A 21,130-nucleotide genomic window follows, 5' to 3' on the forward strand; every position below is an offset into this window, starting at 1 on the left:
CCCTTAGGCCTTGATTCTGCCGCTGTTTGTGGTATAATAAGGGTACGCAGAAACGATGTGAAACCATCTGCACAGAAAAAGCCCCCGCAATTGCCGTTGCGGGGGCTCTCTTATTCGACACGAGGAAAGAGTTCAAGAAACCTCAGGCTGATTGCCGTTACTCTCCGTCCAGCCATTTGCAGACATAGTGGGTGACTATGCCTGCCATAACAGAAAGTAGAAACGATGTGAAAAGCTCCATCGGCACACCTCCTTTCGGTGCCGGTATTGGAGGCGGCAACACATTCAGTATAGCACGACAGCGAACATAGTGTCTATCCTCTCCTCGTGTAAAAAATTCGCTTGCATTTTCCTCCCGCACGGGTTATAATAGCCCCTGTCAGTCATGGGGACGTAGCTCAGCTGGGAGAGCACCAGGTTCGCAATCTGGGGGTCGAGAGTTCAATCCTCTTCGTCTCCACCATCTCGATGACAAAGAGGTATCCACATGGATACCTCCTTTTTGCATAAGGAGTAAAAATATGTTCCGACCGATGCGCCGCAAACGCCAAGAGCTCACAAAGGAAATGACCGAGGAAATCCTGCACCGCAATACAGCGGGCGTTCTCGCCCTCGCGGGTGATGAGGAGTTCCCGTACGCCGTCCCCATCAGCTACGTCTACGACGGCACGCACATCTACTTTCACACGGCGGTAACGGGACACAAGGTCGATGCCCTCCAGCAGAACCCAAATGTCTCCTTCGCCGTCATCGACCGCGATGAAATCATCCCCGAAAAATACACCACGGCATACCGCAGTGTTGTCGTGTTCGGACGCATCCGCATCGTCGAGGATGATGCGGAAAAACGGGCGACTGCGCGCAAGCTCGCCCTCAAATATGCTCCGCACAACACGGAGGAGCAGCATACGCGCGAAATCGACGGCGCATGGAAACGATTCCACATGCTCGAAATGACCATCGTCCATATCACGGGCAAACAGGGCAAGGAGCTCGTCGGAAAAGAATAACGGACAGCAAAAAGAGCAGCCGCACGACGGCTGCTCTTTTTCTATGAAAACTTTATCCCTCGACGTTCAGCACGATGAGCTTTTCCTCCGTCAGCTCGCGGATGGCATAGGCGGGACCCTCGCGGCCGACGCCGCTGTCCTTGACGCCGCCGTAGGGCATATTGTCCATGCGGAAGGTCGCGCCGTCACCGATGATGACGCCGCCGACCTCGAGGTTCTCGGCGCAGTAGTTCGCGACAGCGAGCGAGCGCGTAAAGACGCCCGCCTGCAGGCCGTAGCGCGTGTCGTTCGCCATGCGTACGGCCTCCTCGATCGTGTCGTAGGGAATGATGCTGAACACGGGGGCAAATGTCTCCTCGGAGACGACCTTCATCTCTGGGGTGACATCCGTGAGCACGGTTGGCGCATAGAACGCACCGCGCCGTGTGCCGCCCGTGAGGACGCGCGCACCTGCCGCCTCTGCCTCATGCACCCACGCCTCGATACGCTTTGCCTCGCGCACAGAGATCATCGGGCCGATCTGCGTGTGCACGTCCATGAGGTCGCCGCTGCGGAAATCCTCCGCCGCCGTGACCGCCGCGCGGCAGAACGCCTCATAGATGCTGCGTGCGGCATAGACGCGCTGGCAGGAGATGCAGACCTGCCCCGCGTTGACGAACGCATGCCGCGCGCAGTGCTCCGCGACCCATGCCACATCGTCAACATCCTCGTGGACGATGTTCGCCGAGTTCGAGCCGAGTTCGAGCGAGATGCGGCGAAACCCGACCGCCTCGTGGAGCGCCTTGCCGACGGGGACGCTCCCGGTAAAGGAAAACATGCGGATACGCTCGTCCGCCGTGAGCAGCCGTCCGACCGCACTGCCCGCGCCGTAGACGAGGTTGAGGCAGCCCGCAGGCAGCCCCGCCTCGACAAATACGTCACAGAGGAGCGACGCCGTGAGGGGCGTTGCCGAGGCAGGCTTGTAGACAACCGTATTGCCCGCCGCGAGTGCCGGACCGATCTTGTGCGCGGCGAGATTGACAGGGAAGTTGAACGGCGTGATGGCACAGACCACGCCGAGCGGACGGCGAATGGTGAACGCCATCCGATTGCCGCAGCCGGGCGCCCCCGCGAGCGGCACCGTCTGCCCGCGCAGACGCTTTGCCTCCTCGGCAGAGAGGATAAGGGTCTGATAGGAGCGGTCGATCTCACCGCGTGCGTCGCGGATGGGCTTGCCCGCCTCGGCCGAGAGTGCCTCTGCGAACTCCTCACGCCGTTCGCGCATGAGATTTGCCGCGCGCATGATGATCTCGTAACGTTCGTACGGGCTGAGCTCCACCGTGTGGAAGGCGCGCTCCGCCGCATCCACCGCCGCGCGCACCTCCTTTTCCCCTGCCGTGCAAATCTCCGCAATCACCTCGCCGGTCGCCTTGTGATAGACGGGGAGCGTCCCCTCGCCTGCGACACGTACACCGTCAATGAGCATCTCGACTGTCTTCATTTCATCGTCCTCCCTCTGCAGACGGCACAGGAACCGCGCCGCCCCGCAGAAAATCGTCCAGAAGGTTCATCATCCGCGCTTTCGATAGACCCCCGCGCGGCTCATGTCAGCTGTTTTTCATTATAGACACGCCTCTTCCAAAAATCAAGGAATTAGGCGTCTTCAGATTTTTACCAATATATAATCCCCTCCTTACGCTGTCTCCCATTACTTTTGCTACACTATCACTCGTCAGCAATTAACGGTAAGAACAACTGCCTCGCTGAGCCGAAAAACGGCGCGGCCAAGGACTTCAAAAAGCTCGAGACCGCGCCCAAGGACATCGATATGGATGCCAGCGGACACAACCATGTACTCATTCAGCGCTATGAGGCGGCATCCTACGCAGCGGGCATCCTTGACATCGACCTCGACGCATAACATCGTTCCGCCCTCCCTTTTCCGCCTGTGCCCCACGGGCGCAGGCATTTTTTTACCGCAGAACGCATTGCATTTCGCCCCTGCTTTCGGTAGAATGAGGGCAAGGGTGCAGGAAAATAACACACACATGGAAGTGTATCAGAGGAGGATTTTATGTCCATCAAAAAGATTCTCATGTCAGCCATATGCACGGTTTCCATTCTGGTATCGACAGCATCGGCAGAAAACAAAGAGAACACAGAGCCCTGGACAGCACCGCTGGAGGCGGCAATACTTGAAGGATTCGGCACACGATTCGCAATATTACTGCCGCCAATCGAAGCCTATCGCATTGGCGTATTTTCGCCGTCCCCCGGTGACGGGTTTGGATTTATTGGGAACACATTCCCCGCCTCAGACAGCACAAGAGAAATCTACCTCGGCATCACAAGCGAGAATTTCCCAGCATCGTCTGCGCATAAAACTGCCGCCGACCGTCTCAATGAAAATGTGGACCGCTTTATTGCCAATATGCCTATGCTCAAATCAAAATCCTCTCATATCTCCCAAGATATATCCCTGTCACAGGACGGACACCCTGCACGACTGATTCGAATCGCACATGAAAACGAAGCCATTCGACGCGACCTTCTCTTTGTTGCTGCCGACAACAGGGAATGGCGCATTGACATCCTCTATTATATCCTTGAACCCCAACAGAGTACACGCATTGATACGATATTCTCCTCCATAAAAATTGATCGTTCAAATGCAACAGAGCCCGTGATCCACTTCGACGGATTCCAGCCGACAAAATCTTTCGAGGAATAATTCGCCCCCCCGCGCGCATCGGATGAAAAAGCCGCCATGCACTTTGAGAGATTTCATCCCATCAAGGATTTTGAACCATAATCCTGCAAAATAAAAGGAGGCCTCCCATGGACAAGATCGCAAGACTCAAAGAAATCCTGGAGAGCAGCCGCCGTGCGGTCTTCTTCGGCGGGGCGGGCATGTCCACGGAGTCGGGGATCCCCGACTTTCGCAGTGCGGGCGGGATATACAGTGAGACGCTGCATCAGGAGTTCAGTCCCGAGCAGATGGCATCGCACAGCTTCCTCATGGCACATCCTGCTGAGTTCTTTGACTTCTATCGGCGGCGCTTCGTCTATCTCGATGCTGCGCCGAACGCGGGTCACACCGCGCTCGCAGAGCTCGAGCGGCGCGGACATCTCGCGGCGATTGTAACACAGAACATCGACGGGCTCCATCAGGCGGCAGGCTCCAAGACTGTCTACGAGCTGCACGGCTCGATCCGACGCGCACACTGCATGGACTGCGGCGCGCACTACGAGCTCGACTACATCATGGAGCACACGCCCATCCCCTGCTGCTCCTGCGGCGGCACTGTCCGCCCCGACGTCGTGCTCTATGAGGAAAGTCTCGATACCACAACGATCGAAGGGGCTGTCGCGGCGATCCGCGCGGCGGACACGCTCATCATCGGCGGCACGTCGCTCATTGTCTATCCCGCAGCGGGACTGATCGACTACTTCCGCGGCGAACATATCGTCCTCATCAACAAGAGCGAGACGCGTGCCGACCGCCGTGCCGAGCTCGTCATCCGCGCACCGATCGGCGCGACGCTCCATGCGGCACTGCCCGAACCGCGCTGATCCGCCCCTGCACACAGCAATACAGACACAAAACAGGGTGATTTCCATGTCCATCAGAAAGATTCTCGCAGTGACCGTCTGCGCTCTTCTCCTCGCTGCGGCAACGGTCTCGGCACAGGAAAAGGCAGAGACCACCCCGGGGGCAGCATCTCTGCAGGCAACGACACTGGAGGGATTCGGCGCACGCCTCACAATCGAGCTGCCGCCGCTCGAATACTGCCAGCTGGGACGTTTTTCGACGAAATCGGAGGGAAACGATTTTGGATTTGTCGGAAACACATTCTCGTCAGGGGATGCCCGTGATGCTCTCTACATCGGAATCTCCTGCGAAGAAAATGCCGCCTTTTCCAAGGACGGCAATACGATAAATCAGCTCTCCGACTATGCGCACAATTTTATTTCCACCATCCCCGCGTCCAATTCCGCCCCCCGCATCATCCGTGAATATTTGCTCCCACAGGACAAACATCCTGCATGGATGATCAGCCTCTCCTATAACGGGGGTGCTGCGCGGCGTGACTTTCTCTTCATTGCTGACGAGGGGAGGATCTGGCGCATCAGTATATTGTGCCACGCCCCGGGCGCACAGCAGGAAAGGCGTATCGACACGATACTGACCTCTGTCAAACTCAGCTCTGCCGAGGCGACAGAGCCTCGTGTTCACACGGACGGCATACAGCCCGTCGAGTTCACAAAAAGAGCCGCTGAGAACGGCGATGCATCTTCCCCCGCGCTCAGCACGACAACACTCCGCGACCGCGGCAGCGCTCTCACAATGCAGCTGCCAACCTCTGGGGTGCCGTTTTCCGTCGACACCTCGCGCACGGAGGGCACATTCTTCACCAGCAACCGCTTCTCACACGATGACACACCTCTTGCCCTGTCCGCCGTGCTGATCCATACGCCCGATACGGACGCAGGGCAAACGAGCGGCTCCATGGAGGAGCGCCTGAACGAACAAACGGCGCTACTGACCCAAGGCATCCTGACCTCCCCGCAGGGAAGCGAGAAAAAGATCCTCCGCGACGACGTCCAATCCCAAAACGGCTGCCCTGCACGGCAGCTGACTGTGCAGGCGCACTATCAAGGTCAAAACATCATCACCGAGATCCTGCTCATCCGCGGCAAGACAGATACATGGATCGCAGAGCTGACCTTTTATGCAGAGGACACGGTCCTGGCGGAGCTTGTCCCCGTTCTCTTATCCTCCATAAAAATCGGCGCATAGGAACCTGCCAAGAAAATCACAAATACATTCAGACAGCCTCCCTTGACACGTTTTTCCGTGATTCGACGGAAAATTCTCCACACAGCCCTTGCTGTGCGTCCCTTTTTCCACCTTATTCGGACGAAAACGTCCGCGCCGACCAGCCGACTCCATTCCAGCCGCGTTTCGTTAGAGAAAGGAATTCGTAAATGTTCCGACAAATAGTGCTGCTATGTCTTACGTCCCTATGTCTTTTTGCCTGCGCACCAGTGCATGCAGAAATCCAGTCATACGCCAATACAGAGTCAACATCGGAGGAAGTGCGTCATTTCCCTGAACCGACCACCCCCATTATGTCCGTCAAAATTGGCGAATTCCACGGCCGCGGCTCTGTCCTAACGATGGACATCCCCTCGACGGATACACCGTTCGTCCGACAGCATCTTCGCAACGGCGACACCGTCTTTATCAACAATCAATTCGCGAACTACTACAAAACGCCTCTGGCGTTGGCCATGGTACTCTCTCACTTCTTTCCTACGCCAGACACCGCCTCAAAAACGGCAGATCAACGCTTGGACGAAATAGTTGCTGGATTTTCCGACAGCATTATGACATCTGCAAAGCTGCATGAGAAGGAACTACAGCGCAATGAATCCCTGCTGCAAAATGGTTCTCCGGCACGACGACTAACGATACGATCATTGGTAAACGGACGGGAAATCATCACAGATGCCCTGTTTCTTTCCTTCAAAGACGACATATGGAGCATCCAGCTGATGTACGACACCAGTGATCCGGTTATTCCCTACCACGCAGCCAGCCTTCTATCTACCGTAACGATCAGCAAAAGCGAAGAAAAATAATATCCACATCCGCGCGCTGTTTCTATCGGAGGCAGTACGCATATGCAAAGGAGGTCGTTCCCATGTTCAGCCGAAAATTTCTTGTACACATTCTGATCCTCATGCTCTTTCTGCTTGCCGGAACGGCACACGCAGAGGTCGCGCTCAATCCGCTGCTGCTCGAGCTGCGCGCGTCAACGTTCACGGACCGCGGTGATGCACTGGAGCTCGTGCTCCCGCCCGGCGAGTTCAAATCGGAGCGGAAGGAGACCGGTCAGCAGGTCTTTTCCTGCGAGAGCTTCCAAGGTGCATACAAAGACCGCACCCTGACGCTGCGTGTCACGCACGTTCCCTTCGCCAACCCGACCGGCACCGCTCAGTATGATCCGACGAGCCCCAAACAGCTGAAAAAGAGCGTTGCCCGCTACACCAAGGAGCATGCGCGTCCCACAGGCACGCAGACCACACGCGACGAGACACTCACCATCGACGGCCGCCTGGCAAGACGCCTGACGCAAGTCCGCACCGAAGGCGATGCAGCGCAGACGATCTACGACACGCTGATCGTCCTCACGGACCGCGGTGAGTGGAACATCGAGGCCGTCTACACATCCGCGCCGAGCGAGAAAGAACTCGGTGAGAGCATCGACACCATCCTCACATCCGCTTCGCCCGGGAGGGTCTCTATCTTCAGCGCACCGCGCACATCGAAGTAAACAGGAGCTTCCACCGCCGCAGTCTCAGGGCTCATGCCGCCGGGCGATCCATGGCATTCTGACCGCCCCGCAGGGAAGCGAGAAATTCTCCGCGACGAATGCCAACATCAGAACGGCTGTCCCGCACGGCGGCTGACCGTGCGGGCTCTCCATCATGGCCAAAACATCATCACTGAGATCCTGCTCATCCGCGGCAAGACAGATACATGGATCACCGAAAGGGAAGCACGTATCCAGTTGCCCATCTCGTTCAGACAAAAAATCTGCGCCAACCAACCGACTTTATTTCAGCCGTAGTGCCCGGGGCACACGAAAGGAATACCGACATGTCCCTCAAAAAGAACCTTGCGCCGCTGATCTGCGCCATTTTCCTGCTCATGCCGACCGTCTCGGCAGAAATGAAGCCTGATATGGATACAGCAGGATTACGGATAGAGCAGGATACGGACTCCATATTATTAGCAACATCAGCAGAAGATGGTGCTGCGTTACGTTCTCTGCTCGGTGTAAAAGAAACAAAATTTCACCACAACGACGCCGTCCTGACGATGAATCTTCCGCAATACACGCAGCCATTCTCCTACCATCCCAGCTACACAGGCCCCACTACTTTTATCAACCCTTCCTTTCAAAACGACGGTGCTCTCCTGCCGCTCGTTGTAACGGTCTCCCATTTTCTGCCGTCTTCTGCAGAACAGGAATCTACCATCGAACAGCGATTCAACGCGACAATTGCAGGCTTTAGGGACAGTGTGACAGCTCCGGAAAAGGCGCGTGTCTGGGAGGTGCGCCGTGACGAATCACTGATACAAAGCGGCAATCCGGCACATCGGTTCAGCATTTATATGCGGAAAAACGGACGGGACGTAATCGCAGACGGACTTTTTCTCTCTGATAAAGACAATATTTGGCTCGTCCAGTTGGTCTATGACGCGCACGACAATACGATTGCCGATCACGCAGATGACCTCCTAGACTCTGCAAAAATCAGCACCGACATAAAAGAGCCCCCTGCCTCCGGCGCACATTCTGGAGCAATATCCCGCCCATGATGAGCACGAGGGCGAGGAGTGCCGCCCCGTCACGCGCTCGCTGAGGGTAACGGCGGATACATTCAGACAGCCTCTCTTGACACATTTTTCCATGCTTCCACGGAAAATTCTGCACGCAGCCCTTGCTGTGCGTCCCTTTTTTTACCTCATTCGGACGAAAACGTCTGCGCCGATCAACCAACTTCATTTCAGCCGTGGTTCCCGGGGCACACGAAAGGAAGCCTATTATGTCCATCAAAACAATCTATGCGCTGACCATCTGCACTGTACTCCTGCTCATGCCGACCGTCTCGGCACAGACGGAAGGCGCTGGCGATGAGGTGCTCTTTTTTACGGGCGAGGGCACAGAAGACGTTCCCCCGTCATGGGGACTGCACGACAATGTGCTCAAGGATCGGGGGCATGCACTGTACATCAGTCTGCCGTTTGATGTAAGAAGACCTTTTCGCAGGTATAGAGATTCCGATGAATATTTTCTCACCAGCAAGAATGAACACATCGCTTTTGCCCTCTTCCACCGACTCTACGAGCCTCCTTCGTCAAATGACGCCCCCCTCTCCCGCCCATCCCGAGAGGAGGTCATCGAAAAAGCACTGGATCGCCTCACCGACAATGATACAGCAAATTGGACCGTTTTGCGCAGTGAATCATTACGACTGGGCAGCACTCCTGTCAAACGTGTTTCCGTCATGTATCCCTATCGGTTTCAAAGCGGGGAGTGGCATATTTTTAAGATGGAATATCTCTTCGTTTGTACCGACACAGAGGATTGGATTGTCATGTTTGAATACAGAGCCGATGACCGCGAGACCACTGATGATATGCTCGACACCATGTTCTCATCCGTTCGTTGGCGCATGATCGATACAAAGTAAGCCTCGTCTATCCACGCCCCCGCCGCACATTCTGGAGCAGGATCCCGCCCATGATGAGCACGAGGGCGAGGAGCGCCGCCCCCGTCATGCGCTCGCCGAGGGTAAGGGCGGAGACGACGAGTGAGAGCAGCGGCACGGCGTAGGCGAGATTCGCGACGGCGGCAGAGTTCGTTGCCTGCTGGAGCGCCATCGCCCACCAGAGATAGCCCACGGCATCAATGAAGATCCCGAGCCAGAGGAGACCGCCCCACTGCGTCCACGAGAGCGTGACCCACTCCTCCATGATGAGCGTCACGGGCAGCGAGCACAGTGCCGTCACGCCCCACGCCACGACCATCATCACGGTCTGATCGAGGTTTCGCCGCTTGTTCAGCACGCAGAAAAGGCCGTAGCAGACCGCCGCGAGGATACAGGCGATCATCCCCATGACAGCGTTGCCCTTCGCGTGCCCCTCGCCGCCGAGCGTGAGCGCCACGACCCCCGAGAACGAGAGAAGGAGGGCGGCAGCAGTGCGAACGGTGATCCGCTCCCCGAGGAGAAACGCCGCAAAGAGGACGATCATCATCGGCCAGAGGAAGTTGAGGATGCACGCCTCCTGCGAGGTGAGCTGCGAAAGCCCGTAGTAGTAGAGCCCCGAGTAGAGGAAGATCCCGAGAAAGCCCAGCCCCGCCATCGCCGCATAGCCGCGCACATCATAGGCACGAAACACGCGCCCGCCGCCGCGCACGAGCTGCATGACAATGAGAAAGAGCGCGCCCGCGAGACTGCTCACAAAGAGTGCCTCATACGTCGGGATCGCCGTGAGGAGGCTCTTCACCAGTGCCGCCGTCGTCGACCACATGAGGACTGCGCTGACGGCATAGAAATAGACACGGCCCTGCATCATCACTGCTCCTTTATGTACGCAATCTGTGCTTTCCTACTTCTCCCTCTGCCCCTTTCATCCCTTCTTCTATTATGACAAAATATGTGAACTGCTCACAGGCAAGAAAAAAGGCTTCCGATCTCTCGGAAGCCTCTGCGTTTCAAATGGAGCTGATTATAGGACTTGAACCTACGACCTGCTCATTACGAATGAGCTGCTCTACCAACTGAGCTAAATCAGCATGCCGCCCTTCAGGCGATAGTGGAATTATACCCGAGCAGTGACCTCCTGTCAACCCTGGAAATAAATTTTTTCGCTCATATATGAGCGGCCGACACAGATCATGAAATGCGTGCATAGTATTATGGTAAGCACTATGTGGAAGATTGACCGATTCAGCTGGAACAAAAAATGTGTCAAGATGCCGATCCTGAATTTATCAGGGCTTCCCCAGATATTATATCCGTTTCGAATGTGCTATAATGGAAAACATGATCTGTATCGGTGGCTCGTAGAGCATCTTTGTCAGGTCGCTATAGCAATTCTCGTCACAGCCCGTCTTTACCTCCTCATCTCCGTGTGCGAGCCCATTGCGAAGCTTGACAACAGTGTATTTTTTCGCGCCTAATCGATATTTCTCAATGGCGTCACATATACCGCAAAAGGATGCCCTCTCTTTCCCGAGAAATTTGGCAAATGCCGCAACGATCTCACTGTCGCGCAAGGACTGCTGCGAGAGAATTGCCTTCTTGATAAAAGGAATATTGCCGAGCGTCACACCGCGGGCAGAATCGGCAAGTGCTTTGTGTACGTCCAACAATTTACTATTGGAGCAGAACCTGTTCTTGATCCTGCCGAACGCCGCACTTTTCTTAAACGGCTCAAAAAAATTCCGATTCATCTCACGATCCAGACTACTGACGAAGAGAAATGCTGCCAAATCAGGCGTTTTTAGCTGGTCGTATATGGCCAGAGATGTTTTTATATCCTTTTGTGTCACTGGTGCAAAACGCTCCCATATGTCTGAAAACTTATATGTATTTTGGTCGAAGCTGATGTCCTCCGGCATAAAGGCATAGATACGTTTGAGAATCGCCTCGATCTTCTCCTCGTCCGTGCGCGTCGCATCTGCCTGGAGCTGCTCAATCTGTGTACGCAGGATTTCGTAATTTTCCCGCAGCGTTTCATAGTCTTTTTTGATTTGAATATTTTCGTGCTCTAAATGTTCTATTTTCTTCTGCAGGAGTGACTGATCCAACGTATCAAAATTTGCAATACTTTCCTTAATATAGTCAACAAGCTCTGTATTAGACTCAATTCTATCAGCCAAAGCTAATGAGAGAATAAATTCACTCAACAAGTCAACAAGATCATGTTTCAGTTGCCGCGCCTCGCCCTGCTCCATTTCGCGTGTGGCAAAGACACCGTAAGATGCCCATTTGTATAGAATCGGATCCAACCCCTGATTGCCATATCTTGAATGTGCAAACCATTCTTTTCCATATTTTTTGTATACCATTGCAATACAGTCATAAAATCGATTTTCATAGATCTGCTCTATGAGATCCTGATAGCACCACAGATGCCACATCATATTTGTTCGATCATCCGAAAGAGCGCATGCCGCCTGCGCCTGCAGTCTCGTATAGGTATAGAGTTCCAATAGGCCGTAGTCCCTGGCACATACGGTAATCCCGTGTAAGTCGGGCGTAAAATCTTCTGCACAGGCACATACCTTAACGGTATCTTTTACGCAAAGGACCTTCTCCTCCTTAAGGCGATTTCCTCTATGTATAATTTTCTTGTTATATTCTTCAAAAAATGGATTGCGCAGGACTTTCTCAAGTGCGTCCACATCAAAATCCATCCATGCTTCATTTTTCGTCTGACTGTTGTCCTCAGATAAACTATCAAGAACAGAATGTATGATAAAGCCGTTCATGTCCTCCACATTGACAAGTTTTGGATACTTATCCCTGTTTTTTGAAAACTCATTGTCAAGAAAGGCATCCAGTTCGTCTGGATTATTTCGTTCCGCAACTCCATGGTAGAACGTAATCATCTCAAGCAAATTTCGAAAGGGATTTACTTTTACGACAAGTGTCTCATCTGCTTTATCAGATGGCTGCCAAGATGCAATCTTCATTTCAATTCGTTCCATCGATACTGTCATACATATCCTCCTCCCATCAACAAAATGAACCACTTCATAAATTCTCCTTTTCATCAATATTCACCTGCAAAATATAAAATTTTTTCACATTCAACTTGGAGTCAAATTCAATTTTTCTCTCATCTCTCTTTCACCGCACTCTAATTCCCTTTTGGAACAATACACACAAGGAGTGAAGACAATATGCTGCAAAATATCCTGCGCGCCCTCTGCTGCGCGCTGTTTCTCCTCACCTTGACAAGTACGGCACTCGCCGCCCCGCAGACCATCGAGGCGGAGGGCGTCTACACCGTCGGTGACAACGACTCACCGAAGATCGCCCGCGACGCCGCACGGCAGGAGGCGATGCGCTCTGCGACGGAGCAGGCGGGAGTCTACGTCGAGAGTTACACGGAAACGCAGAACCTCACCCTCACGAAGGACGAAGTACGCATGGTCGCGGGTACGGTGCTGCGCGTCCTCCACGAGGACGTGACCCCCGAACTGATCGGCGATGTATGGCGCTACCGCGTGCATCTCGTCTGCGAGGTGGACACGTCAAAGGTCGATCTCGCCGCCCTCGCACAAAACAAGGATGAACTGGCGCGTCTTCAGAAGGAGCGCGATGAGCTGAAGCGGCAGAACGACGAACTCCTCGCACGCTACGAGACGGCGCGGGGCTCGGAGAAAGCAGAGATCGGCGCACAGCTTGAGGAGAGCTACAAGCTCGGCCGCATCTTTGACGACGCGGCATCCATGATCCAGCGCGGCGACGAGCAGCACGCCATCGCGGACCTCTCTCTCCTCATCGAGGATCCCGCCGTCACGGGAAATGCGCGTGCCTATGCGTTCTACCTGCGCGGGCGCGCCTACTACGAGCTCCGCAGCGACCGTCTCGCACTCAGTGACTTCGACGCAGCAGACCGCACGCCGCACACGAACACGCCCTATCCCATCTGGCGTCTCCACCAGTACCGCGGGCAGATCTACTTTGACATGGGCCGCTACGACGATGCGGCAGACGAACTGCGCACGGCGTGGAATGCCTCTGACAAGACCGACGACGAGCTCTGGATGAAACTGCGCCGTGCCGAGCGCAAGGCAGAGCAGGAGGCACGCCATGCCGAGCGCGGCGACGGCGGTGCACGCAGAGGCGGCGGCATTGACTGGACGCGTGTCATCACCGAGATCATACGAGGCTCCATGCAGCAGGGACGCGACGCAGAATAACGGTGCGCAGAGAGCCGCAGCCTTCTTGACATAGACTTTCATTCATAATATACTTTTTTATAATGTTAGTTTCATGTAAAGGAGGATTCTCATGCTGCACACACACATCCGGCGCACGCTCTTCATCCTCACGGCAGGCACCCTGCTCACGGCGCCTGCCGTACTTCTCATGGGCTGCGGCGAACACAAGGCGGAATCCCCCGCAGCTGCACAGCAGACACCTGCGCACAGCATAGACGAACGCAGGGCGGCACTCACCCCATACATGGAGGCGACGACCGCCTACAACAGCAGCATGCTTCCCCTGAGCCTTGCCGTCTCGACCACTATCAACGAGCTTCGGCAGGGAAAGCACCCGACGAGTATCATCCTCCCGCCGCTTTCAAAACTAAGCCGTGCACTCAATGCAGCACACGACGTCCCAGAGGTCAAAGGCGTCTACCCTGACGTCGATGCAGCAGCTGATGATCTGCATACCATCCTGGAGGAGCTCGCCCCGCTCGCCGACCAAATGGAGAACTACTACGCCGCCAAGGCGTACACAACGGACGGCTGCGCGCAGGCGGACGAAATGACGGCACAGTTTCTCCCGCTCTATGACCGGTTCGTCTCAGCCTACGACCGACTGGATGCCATCGTCACCGACCACTACAAGGAGATGCGGCTCACCCAGATCGACGCGATGCACAGCGACGGCAGAGAGAACGCCGCCACCTTCCTCGAGCTGCGCACGAAGGCACGCGAGCTCGTCCGCATGCTGCGCAGCGGTGGACACGATCCGGAAGCCACCGAGGCGAAGATCCGCGAGATCAACACCCTCATCGAGAAACTCCCCGCCGGCACCGGGTATCTCGTGACCTACAAGAACGGCATCAACAGCCTCGTCGCGGCAGTCCGCGCGTATAATGCGGGTCCTCCCGACCCGAACAAACTCAGCAACGTTGTCGAAGAGTTCAACCGTCTCGCCGCCACGGGCAACAACGTCGATGTGAATGCGCTCGACGCGAAAAAGAAATAGCGCACAACATAAATCTACCCCTCCCACTTCACGGCAGGAGATTTTTGGGTGCCGATCAACATAATCCCGTACACGATTCCCCCATGACACACAACGAAGATCCACGGATGAAAGACATGTAATGTTTGACAGAAATTATCACCTGGGTTATACTTGTTGTGATTATTTATCTTATATTCAGATATTTTCAAGAAGGAGGCTCCTCATGATCTGTTCCACGATCCGACGTACCCTCTCCATCCTCACCGCGTGCAGCCTGCTCGCCGCCCCTGCCGTACTGTTCACGGGCTGCGGCAGCAGCAGCGACAGCGCCGCATCACAGCAGACCACAGCAAGCAACGCACAGTCGCGCGAGACGGCACTCACCCCCTACCTCGAGGCAACGAACGACTACAATCACAACATCGTCACCTTTAACTTTTCCATCGCCCCGTCCCTCGACAGTCTCCGCAAAGGAGAGCACAAGGAGCACATCTCTCTGCCGCATTTTGAAAATCTGAAAACCGCCCTCGAGGCGGCACGTTCCGACCCGAAGGCCGCAGGTGTCTACCCCGACATCGATGCGGCAGCGGATGACCTGCTCGCTGTCCTGAAGGATCTCGCCCCGCTCACCGCGAAGATGGAGAGCTACTACTCCGCCAAGACCTATATGACCGACAACTATGCGCAGTCGGACGAGATGGTCGCGCAGTTCTTCCCGCTCTACGATAAATTCGATGCCGCCTACGACAAATTCGACGCCATCGTCACCGACCGCTACAAGGAACTCCGCCTCGCCCAGATCGATGCGCTGCGCAGCGAGGGCAAGGAGAACGCCGCCTCCTTCCTCGAGCTGAACGGCAAGACACGAGAGCTCGTCGAGATGCTCGACGGCGAGCAGGTCGACAAGAACGCCGCCGAGGCGAAGATCGGCGAGATCAGTGCTCTCCTCGAAAAGCTCCCATCCGGCACAGGCTTCCTCTCCTCCTACAAGAGCAAGGTCAACAGCTTCATCGGTCAGGTGCGTGAGTACACCTCCGGAAGCCCCGACCCGAAGAAATTCAACAACGTCATCGAGGAGTTTAACAGCCTCTCCTCCACCAGCAGCAACGTCGACATCAACGAACTCGACGGAAAGAAGAAATAAGGGAAATACTTCCGAAACACGGATCCCCCGCAGATGCTCTGCGGGGGATTTTCAGCAGGAACGAGGCGTGACACCATGACAAAAACAGCAGACCAAGAGTACATAACAACCGCTATCGGCAAGAAGTACCGCGTGGAGAAATCATCGGACTTTGCGTACGCAACCACCGCCATCGGCGAGGAATGCTTCCTCTTCGGCGTGGACGTATTTGCCCACGAATGGACGGACACGCGCAAATGCATCCGTGTCCATGATCCGCTCTACGGGCAGCCCTACACCATGAACATATACGAAATCACCGTGGACGGCAGCGTTCACCGCTTCGCTGCCGGCGAATTCTCCAACAACGTGTGGGGCTTCTGGCTGCCAAAGGACCGCGCCCGCCCAGACGGACATGACAGCGCACTTATTCCGCCGGATGAAAGCAACGCGTCGCACGCAAAGGTCCAGGAGAAACGATCATCATAAGGTAAACACAAGATACGAACCAGAAAAAAAGCACCTACCATAACAGCAGGTGCCGATATTCAGTTTTGTGATGGGCCGCCCTGTCCCCTCATTTCAGGACGGGGACAAGAGCACGCATACGCAGACATACAATGCCTCCCATCACGCGCACGAGCGCATCAAAGAAAACAGCCGCCCGCGCCAACTCGTGAGAGGCTCCACTATTGTAGTGCGGTCACAGCCATTATGCATTACTGCAAAAACGAGTAGGGAAAGTGGAGCTGACCCTTGCTCATCCATTCTTTGACATGCTCAGAATAACATAATTCGCACATCCGAGCAACAACATTCCTCTCCCAGCATAGACGGATACAATTGACATGGAGATATCTATAATGAGTAATTATGAAGATTGTTTTTCCTTCTGTGTGGAAAATGGGCAGCGGCTCCTTGAATTGAAAATCGTCTGTTCTCAGCGACCCCCTGCAATTTGCGTCCAAGTATATCAGATGGGCAATAATGACTACAGGATATACTGGAACGTAGGACTGACCTCTATCGACTACTTTCACAAAATAGTGGATTACTACTCCCCAAGAATGGGAGATGCTCTATCCAAAATGAACATAAACAAAGCTGTCACAATGGCAGAACATGATAACGGTTTTATTCGCTACGTGAAGCAGTTTACTCCAGTAAACGAGAAGGTACTGAAAGAACACGATATGTCACTTATTGACGCCGTCATAAACGCAGATTGGGGATCATCTTTCGTTGATCGTATTATTGGGCTGGATGGGCATAGATACTATCTAAAAATTGATGGTCGTGTGCCCAGAGAATACGAGGTGAGCCCTATTATCCCTCCCAATATGTCAGAAATATTCCCTTTGATCAAATTTATTGTTGACGATGTCGTCCAAATCAAAGAAAAAGACCAGATATTCTATATGCCAAGCGGAACGGTGCAATCCCCCATCACACAAGAGGATCTGCAGTCGCTGGATATCCCCCCATGGATGAATAACGATAACTGAGATGAACTCATCTCCTCTACTGATGCCAGCCTCTAAAAAATATGGAGCAAAGCCTTAAGGAAGCACTGACGAACTAGCCCCCACGGACCTACTTATCATCCTTGATTGTCTACGAGTAGGCGCGAAGCATCTCATCCATCATATCAAATGCCAGCGCAGGCTGCTCATACTTTTCCAGTGTATAGTTCCCCCGACCGTTCTCGAACTGCTGGAGAAATCTCGTGAACCCAACTGGCTCCAGTGCAGCAGCCAGCACCTGCATCCCTGCTGCCCTCACCTCGCCGGGGCTGTTCACGTTAATATCCATCATCTTCAATCACCTCAGCCAAGTAGGATACAGGATTCATCACACGCATACGAGTTACTGTATTCCGGCAAGCACGAATCAGCTTTGTATCTGTTGTCAGGAACACATCAACACGTCCGAACTCTGCACTTGCAAGGTGAAGGCTATCCATTTCATGAATGGTCGCCATATGCTGGATCTCCTCCGCACACGTTCGAATTAGTGGGGTATATGCGATACACTCAGATACAATTCTGTGCAATGACCGCACCTTCTCTCGTTTGACAAGGTCGCCAATACGATCTATTTCCGTATCTGATAATAGCGCAACACCTCACGCACCTCTGCGCTGTGCACCCGAGAGACGATGTCCTCCGAAAAATTGTTTGCTGCAATGAGCGCACGGGCTTCTTCCCGCAGTACCCCGTCCAGCGCAAGAAATGCCGCACGCCACTCCTTCGTCAAATTCTCTTTGTACTTCATCCGCTCGATGATGAACTTCTCCGGCATCCAGAGTATATCAAAGAATCCGTCAACATCCTGCCCGAACGCCTCCGCAAAGAATGACTTGCCACGTCCAATCTTTCCCTTCGTTGCGTTCAGAACGGCCTGTACTGCACGAACAAACTTGCGATTCCAATGCACCCCGATAAAGTCCCGGTTTCGGAAATACTTTGGGTCGCGAATCGGATGATATTTCATCGGAAACGAATAGATTGCTACGCCCAGCTCATCACACAGATCCACGTTGATCTTCATCCGCAGATACAGCTCCTCAGGATGATCCTCGTAGTTATAGAGCAAATAGTTCGACAGATGGTCGATTCCCGCAGCCGCCGCCATCCGAATCGCACGGACATAGACCTCCTTTGCATCGTAATGGTCGAAGGCAATGCGAAGAGGATTGATCGCTGTCTCCGCGAGTTTTTCCATTTTTTCAGGTGTCACGAGCCGCGCATCAAGCCCTTGGTTAAAATCCAGCGCGCGTTTGCGCTTTCCCTGTTTGAAATACTTTTCATAGAGCGGACGCGCAACGGCATCAAATGTGAGCGCACTCTCCCGCTCTGCCGAAGGGAGATAGAGCAGCCCCGCACGCTCACGTGCGAGGTAAAAAGCGCCTGCTTCTTCGTCTTTTAGGCGCCCGGCTATCACCTCATAGAGTGCAAGCAGCTTTTTGAGATACCCGCGTACATTGTGCCTACGCTGCAGGTTGGAAATCGCAACCTCGTACGGACTGGACGGCACATAAGTCGCCCCTTTTTGGAACCCCTGCACCTTAATCTCCTCGATGATGTCAAAGAAGCGCGAGGATGCAAAGACATTGTTGTCCATGAGCAAGAGATCCCGCTGCGCGCCGAACTGCTCTTCGATTGCTCGAAGCTGCCCGTCTATACTGAGATATTCCTTATAGTGCGGCTCAAGTGTCTTAACCGCGCAAAATGGACAGTTACGAATACAGCCGCGCGTCATGTATCCAAAGTAGGCATCATGTGCGGGGTAAGTGTAGTCAATCTCCTCTAAGATAGAGTAATCGAGCGGCATTGCATCGATGATGGCGGCATCGTCCGCATCAATCATATAGGGACGATCCAGAAGTCCTATGATCGGTTTGATCCCTGTCTCCGCTTCAATGTGCTCCGGCAGAATGGTCGCTGCAATTCCTCCGACAAGCAGTCGTCCATCGTCCGTTAGGAAGCTCTTGGCATCGTTGATCGTATCAACGGTCTTTGCCCAGTAGAACGTAAAGAGCGTCGTCACTGCCACAAGGTCAAACTGAGGATAGTCCCGCCGCTTATGCCGCAGGTAGTAGGCATGTGCCAGTTCCTGTGCCGCGAGATCGTCCGACAGCTCCCGCACATCCTCCAAAATTGATATTGTTCCACGCCGCACATAGCGTTTGAGGGCATCAAAGTGTCGGGCGAGATTGGGATTATTCAGTTCGTGATAGAGTTCTTCAGCGAGCAACTGCGCAGCAAAATCCCGCAGATCTCCCTTGAAGAAACGCACATCATCACCGCGTCTGCGGAAATAGGTCGCGAGCTTCATGAGGGGCATCGGCGGGTATTTGTTCTTATAATCGGGCTCGAGAAGGAGTACCTTGCGGCTCACCCCAGGGCGTCCTCGATTGCCGCAATCACGCGCTCGGCGGCAGCTGGGTCGTCCACGAGCGTTTTTGTAACAATACGATATATTTTATCGACCATTTTCTTTTCCTTTTTGCTTAGTTTCGAGAGATTGTCCGTACGCCTCACATTGTCGTTTTGTGACTTCTTTGGACGCTGAGCCTTCTCCTTCGGTGCAGACGAGTTCGGTTGCTGTTTTCGCTCCTCTTTGTATGCGTTCAGCCGCGCGGTTGCGATACGTGCAAGCCCTGCGTCAAAATCCGAAGTGCCTTCCTGTTTCCCCCTCTCCGCAACAGACTGCAGCTTTTGTTCCGCACTCTTCGCCGCTTGTGCAGCTTCCTTGAGACTGTCCGCTGCTTTTTGCCGCGCCGCCACATCCAAAAAAAGGTTTTTATTGGACTTTTTCTCGAACGCATCCTTTTCCTTCTCATGCTTGCGAATATCACTCAAATAGGTGTTCATTTCAGAACCCGAGCGACAAAGCTTGCCAATCTCTTTTGCAACCTCACAAAAGGCATCCTCGAGCTGCGTGAGTTGTGGGCTGGCATTAAAGTAGTCGCGGCGTGCATTGGGGCGCAGCCCCGCCGACGGCAAAACATGAAGTTCTCCCATTACATAACGGGAGAATCGTTCCTCTACATAAAAACGTTTTAGCGTTTCCTCATCGCCAATTTGAATATTTCCAACGCGCACACGGATTCCGCCGAGCGCACTATCTCTTCCCTTCATCGCGGCAAAAAAACCCGTACGTGCATACCAGAGCCATGCGAGAACAGTGCCGTCTACATCCTTCAGTTCCTTAAACGCAAGATCTTGTATGCTGTCCCGCTTTCCATCTCTGTAGGAATAGTTCGTCCGATATGCCTTGAAAAGAGGTTCTTGATTCACAATAATACGGTACTCGTCGAGTGGAACTTTGTGCTGTGCCGCATAACCTGTAATCAAATTTCGTTGATAAAACGATGATTGATATGCTGCCGGCGCGACAAAAGAGAGATATGATCTGATCTTGTCCTTATCCAGCAGGGCATCCGCCTCGCGCTCCACACCGTAGAGTTCCACGCGAAAGAAATGCGCAGCATCCTTCTTTTTCGCCTCCTCCGCAGAGAAGGAAAACGCCGCGTCAAGCACTTCGGCGGCGGTGTGTCCCTTTTCATTCACCATCGCACAGAAGCGGACGGCATCACATTCCAGACGGGAGACAACCGATTCCCCCGCCGCCCGTGTCGTAAAGACAAGCCGCTTGCAGTAGGCAAGCCCCGCGAGGCGGCCAATGCCTCGAAAGCCCTTGTCCTTGTCCGCTTCCTTAGACGAGTTGGCAATATCTCCAACTGTACGGCGAAACTTCGCCGCAGGGACGCCTGCACCGTTGTCCTCAATGGCTACATAACGCCTGTCGCAGTCAACAAACAAATGCACACTGCCCTGCCTCTGCTCCTCATACAGACCTTCACGCACTGCCTGATCGATGGCATCACACGCATTCTGAATGTATTCGCGATAGATAATGATGGGATCTTTATACATCCCCGTCGTCAGCGTTTCGAGTATACTCGCGCCAAAGACAGCTCCCAGCTGTGCCATCGTCC

At 54.1% G+C, this 21,130-nt stretch carries 21 protein-coding genes and 2 tRNA genes; 15 read left to right on the forward strand and 8 right to left on the reverse strand.

Annotated features, from left to right (window positions below):
- Positions 1 to 387: 387 nt before the first annotated feature.
- Positions 388 to 463: transfer RNA gene (locus HMPREF0908_RS06165), tRNA-Ala, on the forward strand.
- Between the two features lie 58 nt (positions 464 to 521).
- The gene (locus tag HMPREF0908_RS06170; RefSeq protein WP_040572548.1) at positions 522 to 1,010 is read left to right on the forward strand and encodes a pyridoxamine 5'-phosphate oxidase family protein; all 489 of its coding nucleotides are present in this window, start codon (positions 522 to 524) and stop codon (positions 1,008 to 1,010) included.
- A 52-nt stretch (positions 1,011 to 1,062) separates the two neighbouring features.
- On the opposite strand, the gene HMPREF0908_RS06175 is transcribed toward HMPREF0908_RS06170, so the two are convergent.
- The gene (locus HMPREF0908_RS06175; protein WP_006690595.1) at positions 1,063 to 2,490 is read right to left on the reverse strand and encodes an aldehyde dehydrogenase family protein; all 1,428 of its coding nucleotides are present in this window, start codon (positions 2,488 to 2,490) and stop codon (positions 1,063 to 1,065) included.
- 213 nt (positions 2,491 to 2,703) lie between these two features.
- On the opposite strand from HMPREF0908_RS06175, the gene HMPREF0908_RS10660 reads away from it, so the two are divergent.
- The 8 genes from HMPREF0908_RS10660 (at position 2,704) to HMPREF0908_RS06210 (ending at position 9,257) form a co-directional block, all read left to right on the forward strand.
- The gene (locus HMPREF0908_RS10660; protein ID WP_006690596.1) at positions 2,704 to 2,910 is read left to right on the forward strand and encodes a hypothetical protein; all 207 of its coding nucleotides are present in this window, start codon (positions 2,704 to 2,706) and stop codon (positions 2,908 to 2,910) included.
- 153 nt (positions 2,911 to 3,063) lie between these two features.
- Positions 3,064 to 3,720 (forward strand): hypothetical protein, encoded by a 657-nt coding sequence (locus tag HMPREF0908_RS06180; RefSeq protein WP_006690597.1) that lies wholly within the window; start codon positions 3,064 to 3,066, stop codon positions 3,718 to 3,720.
- Between the two features lie 107 nt (positions 3,721 to 3,827).
- On the forward strand, positions 3,828 to 4,562 hold the full coding sequence (locus HMPREF0908_RS06185; RefSeq protein ID WP_006690598.1) for an NAD-dependent protein deacylase: 735 nt from the start codon (positions 3,828 to 3,830) through the stop codon (positions 4,560 to 4,562).
- 46 nt (positions 4,563 to 4,608) lie between these two features.
- Positions 4,609 to 5,790 carry a hypothetical protein gene (locus HMPREF0908_RS06190; RefSeq protein ID WP_006690599.1) on the forward strand — a complete coding sequence of 394 codons (1,182 nt, stop codon included), beginning with the start codon at positions 4,609 to 4,611 and terminating at the stop codon, positions 5,788 to 5,790.
- Between the two features lie 332 nt (positions 5,791 to 6,122).
- Complete coding sequence (locus HMPREF0908_RS06195) at positions 6,123 to 6,635, forward strand: hypothetical protein (RefSeq protein WP_006690600.1); 513 nt, start codon at positions 6,123 to 6,125, stop codon at positions 6,633 to 6,635.
- A 62-nt stretch (positions 6,636 to 6,697) separates the two neighbouring features.
- Positions 6,698 to 7,330, forward strand: coding sequence for a hypothetical protein (locus HMPREF0908_RS06200; protein WP_006690601.1), 633 nt, complete (start codon positions 6,698 to 6,700; stop codon positions 7,328 to 7,330).
- A 326-nt stretch (positions 7,331 to 7,656) separates the two neighbouring features.
- Positions 7,657 to 8,382, forward strand: coding sequence for a hypothetical protein (locus HMPREF0908_RS06205; protein ID WP_245522920.1), 726 nt, complete (start codon positions 7,657 to 7,659; stop codon positions 8,380 to 8,382).
- A 227-nt stretch (positions 8,383 to 8,609) separates the two neighbouring features.
- Positions 8,610 to 9,257 (forward strand): hypothetical protein, encoded by a 648-nt coding sequence (locus HMPREF0908_RS06210; protein ID WP_006690604.1) that lies wholly within the window; start codon positions 8,610 to 8,612, stop codon positions 9,255 to 9,257.
- A gap of 7 nt (positions 9,258 to 9,264) precedes the next feature.
- On the opposite strand, the gene HMPREF0908_RS06215 is transcribed toward HMPREF0908_RS06210, so the two are convergent.
- The 3 genes from HMPREF0908_RS06215 to HMPREF0908_RS06225 form a co-directional block, all read right to left on the reverse strand.
- Positions 9,265 to 10,143 (reverse strand): DMT family transporter, encoded by an 879-nt coding sequence (locus HMPREF0908_RS06215; RefSeq protein ID WP_006690605.1) that lies wholly within the window; start codon positions 10,141 to 10,143, stop codon positions 9,265 to 9,267.
- Positions 10,144 to 10,287: 144 nt separating this feature from the next.
- A tRNA-Thr gene (locus HMPREF0908_RS06220) sits at positions 10,288 to 10,363 on the reverse strand.
- A 216-nt stretch (positions 10,364 to 10,579) separates the two neighbouring features.
- Positions 10,580 to 12,295, reverse strand: coding sequence for a protein bicaudal D homolog (locus tag HMPREF0908_RS06225; RefSeq protein ID WP_245522921.1), 1,716 nt, complete (start codon positions 12,293 to 12,295; stop codon positions 10,580 to 10,582).
- A 183-nt stretch (positions 12,296 to 12,478) separates the two neighbouring features.
- Between HMPREF0908_RS06225 and HMPREF0908_RS06230 the strand changes: the two genes are divergently transcribed.
- From HMPREF0908_RS06230 to HMPREF0908_RS06250, 5 genes are all read left to right on the forward strand, one after another.
- Positions 12,479 to 13,504, forward strand: a complete 1,026-nt coding sequence (locus HMPREF0908_RS06230; protein ID WP_006690608.1) for a tetratricopeptide repeat protein — start codon at positions 12,479 to 12,481, stop codon at positions 13,502 to 13,504.
- Between the two features lie 91 nt (positions 13,505 to 13,595).
- On the forward strand, positions 13,596 to 14,522 hold the full coding sequence (locus HMPREF0908_RS06235) for a DUF3829 domain-containing protein (RefSeq protein WP_006690609.1): 927 nt from the start codon (positions 13,596 to 13,598) through the stop codon (positions 14,520 to 14,522).
- A gap of 205 nt (positions 14,523 to 14,727) precedes the next feature.
- Positions 14,728 to 15,648, forward strand: coding sequence for a DUF3829 domain-containing protein (locus HMPREF0908_RS06240; protein WP_006690610.1), 921 nt, complete (start codon positions 14,728 to 14,730; stop codon positions 15,646 to 15,648).
- 75 nt (positions 15,649 to 15,723) lie between these two features.
- Positions 15,724 to 16,116 (forward strand): hypothetical protein, encoded by a 393-nt coding sequence (locus HMPREF0908_RS10410; protein ID WP_006690611.1) that lies wholly within the window; start codon positions 15,724 to 15,726, stop codon positions 16,114 to 16,116.
- A 374-nt stretch (positions 16,117 to 16,490) separates the two neighbouring features.
- Complete coding sequence (locus HMPREF0908_RS06250) at positions 16,491 to 17,132, forward strand: hypothetical protein (protein ID WP_245522922.1); 642 nt, start codon at positions 16,491 to 16,493, stop codon at positions 17,130 to 17,132.
- A 109-nt stretch (positions 17,133 to 17,241) separates the two neighbouring features.
- On the opposite strand, the gene HMPREF0908_RS06255 is transcribed toward HMPREF0908_RS06250, so the two are convergent.
- The 4 genes from HMPREF0908_RS06255 to HMPREF0908_RS06270 form a co-directional block, all read right to left on the reverse strand.
- Entirely contained in the window at positions 17,242 to 17,442 is a 201-nt protein-coding gene (locus HMPREF0908_RS06255) for a hypothetical protein (RefSeq protein WP_006690613.1), read from the reverse strand.
- Complete coding sequence (locus HMPREF0908_RS10415; RefSeq protein ID WP_006690614.1) at positions 17,429 to 17,608, reverse strand: PIN domain-containing protein; 180 nt, start codon at positions 17,606 to 17,608, stop codon at positions 17,429 to 17,431. The genes HMPREF0908_RS06255 and HMPREF0908_RS10415 overlap by 14 nt, the downstream gene beginning before the upstream one ends.
- Before the next feature lie 113 nt (positions 17,609 to 17,721).
- Positions 17,722 to 19,527: a radical SAM protein gene (locus HMPREF0908_RS06265; protein ID WP_006690615.1), complete on the reverse strand. Its 1,806-nt coding sequence runs from the start codon at positions 19,525 to 19,527 to the stop codon at positions 17,722 to 17,724.
- Positions 19,524 to 21,125, reverse strand: a complete 1,602-nt coding sequence (locus HMPREF0908_RS06270; protein WP_006690616.1) for an ATP-binding protein — start codon at positions 21,123 to 21,125, stop codon at positions 19,524 to 19,526. Before HMPREF0908_RS06270 ends, HMPREF0908_RS06265 begins: the two co-directional genes overlap by 4 nt.
- Positions 21,126 to 21,130: the final 5 nt, after the last annotated feature.

The organism is Centipeda flueggei ATCC 43531 (assembly GCF_000160695.1).
Taxonomy (GTDB): domain Bacteria; phylum Bacillota; class Negativicutes; order Selenomonadales; family Selenomonadaceae; genus Centipeda; species Centipeda flueggei.

Coding starts and splice junctions, on each gene's coding strand:
- HMPREF0908_RS06270 (WP_006690616.1), bottom strand. CDS start 21,125: ATGGCACAGCTGGGAGCTGTCTTTGGCGCGAGTATACTCGAAACGCTG.
- HMPREF0908_RS06240 (WP_006690610.1), top strand. CDS start 14,728: ATGATCTGTTCCACGATCCGACGTACCCTCTCCATCCTCACCGCGTGC.
- HMPREF0908_RS06250 (WP_245522922.1), top strand. CDS start 16,491: ATGAGTAATTATGAAGATTGTTTTTCCTTCTGTGTGGAAAATGGGCAG.
- HMPREF0908_RS06200 (WP_006690601.1), top strand. CDS start 6,698: ATGTTCAGCCGAAAATTTCTTGTACACATTCTGATCCTCATGCTCTTT.
- HMPREF0908_RS06170 (WP_040572548.1), top strand. CDS start 522: ATGTTCCGACCGATGCGCCGCAAACGCCAAGAGCTCACAAAGGAAATG.
- HMPREF0908_RS06225 (WP_245522921.1), bottom strand. CDS start 12,295: ATGACAGTATCGATGGAACGAATTGAAATGAAGATTGCATCTTGGCAG.
- HMPREF0908_RS06230 (WP_006690608.1), top strand. CDS start 12,479: ATGCTGCAAAATATCCTGCGCGCCCTCTGCTGCGCGCTGTTTCTCCTC.
- HMPREF0908_RS06175 (WP_006690595.1), bottom strand. CDS start 2,490: ATGAAGACAGTCGAGATGCTCATTGACGGTGTACGTGTCGCAGGCGAG.
- HMPREF0908_RS06180 (WP_006690597.1), top strand. CDS start 3,064: ATGTCCATCAAAAAGATTCTCATGTCAGCCATATGCACGGTTTCCATT.
- HMPREF0908_RS06235 (WP_006690609.1), top strand. CDS start 13,596: ATGCTGCACACACACATCCGGCGCACGCTCTTCATCCTCACGGCAGGC.
- HMPREF0908_RS06190 (WP_006690599.1), top strand. CDS start 4,609: ATGTCCATCAGAAAGATTCTCGCAGTGACCGTCTGCGCTCTTCTCCTC.
- HMPREF0908_RS06215 (WP_006690605.1), bottom strand. CDS start 10,143: ATGATGCAGGGCCGTGTCTATTTCTATGCCGTCAGCGCAGTCCTCATG.
- HMPREF0908_RS06210 (WP_006690604.1), top strand. CDS start 8,610: ATGTCCATCAAAACAATCTATGCGCTGACCATCTGCACTGTACTCCTG.
- HMPREF0908_RS10415 (WP_006690614.1), bottom strand. CDS start 17,608: ATGGCGACCATTCATGAAATGGATAGCCTTCACCTTGCAAGTGCAGAG.
- HMPREF0908_RS06205 (WP_245522920.1), top strand. CDS start 7,657: ATGTCCCTCAAAAAGAACCTTGCGCCGCTGATCTGCGCCATTTTCCTG.
- HMPREF0908_RS06185 (WP_006690598.1), top strand. CDS start 3,828: ATGGACAAGATCGCAAGACTCAAAGAAATCCTGGAGAGCAGCCGCCGT.
- HMPREF0908_RS10410 (WP_006690611.1), top strand. CDS start 15,724: ATGACAAAAACAGCAGACCAAGAGTACATAACAACCGCTATCGGCAAG.
- HMPREF0908_RS06195 (WP_006690600.1), top strand. CDS start 6,123: ATGTCCGTCAAAATTGGCGAATTCCACGGCCGCGGCTCTGTCCTAACG.
- HMPREF0908_RS06255 (WP_006690613.1), bottom strand. CDS start 17,442: ATGATGGATATTAACGTGAACAGCCCCGGCGAGGTGAGGGCAGCAGGG.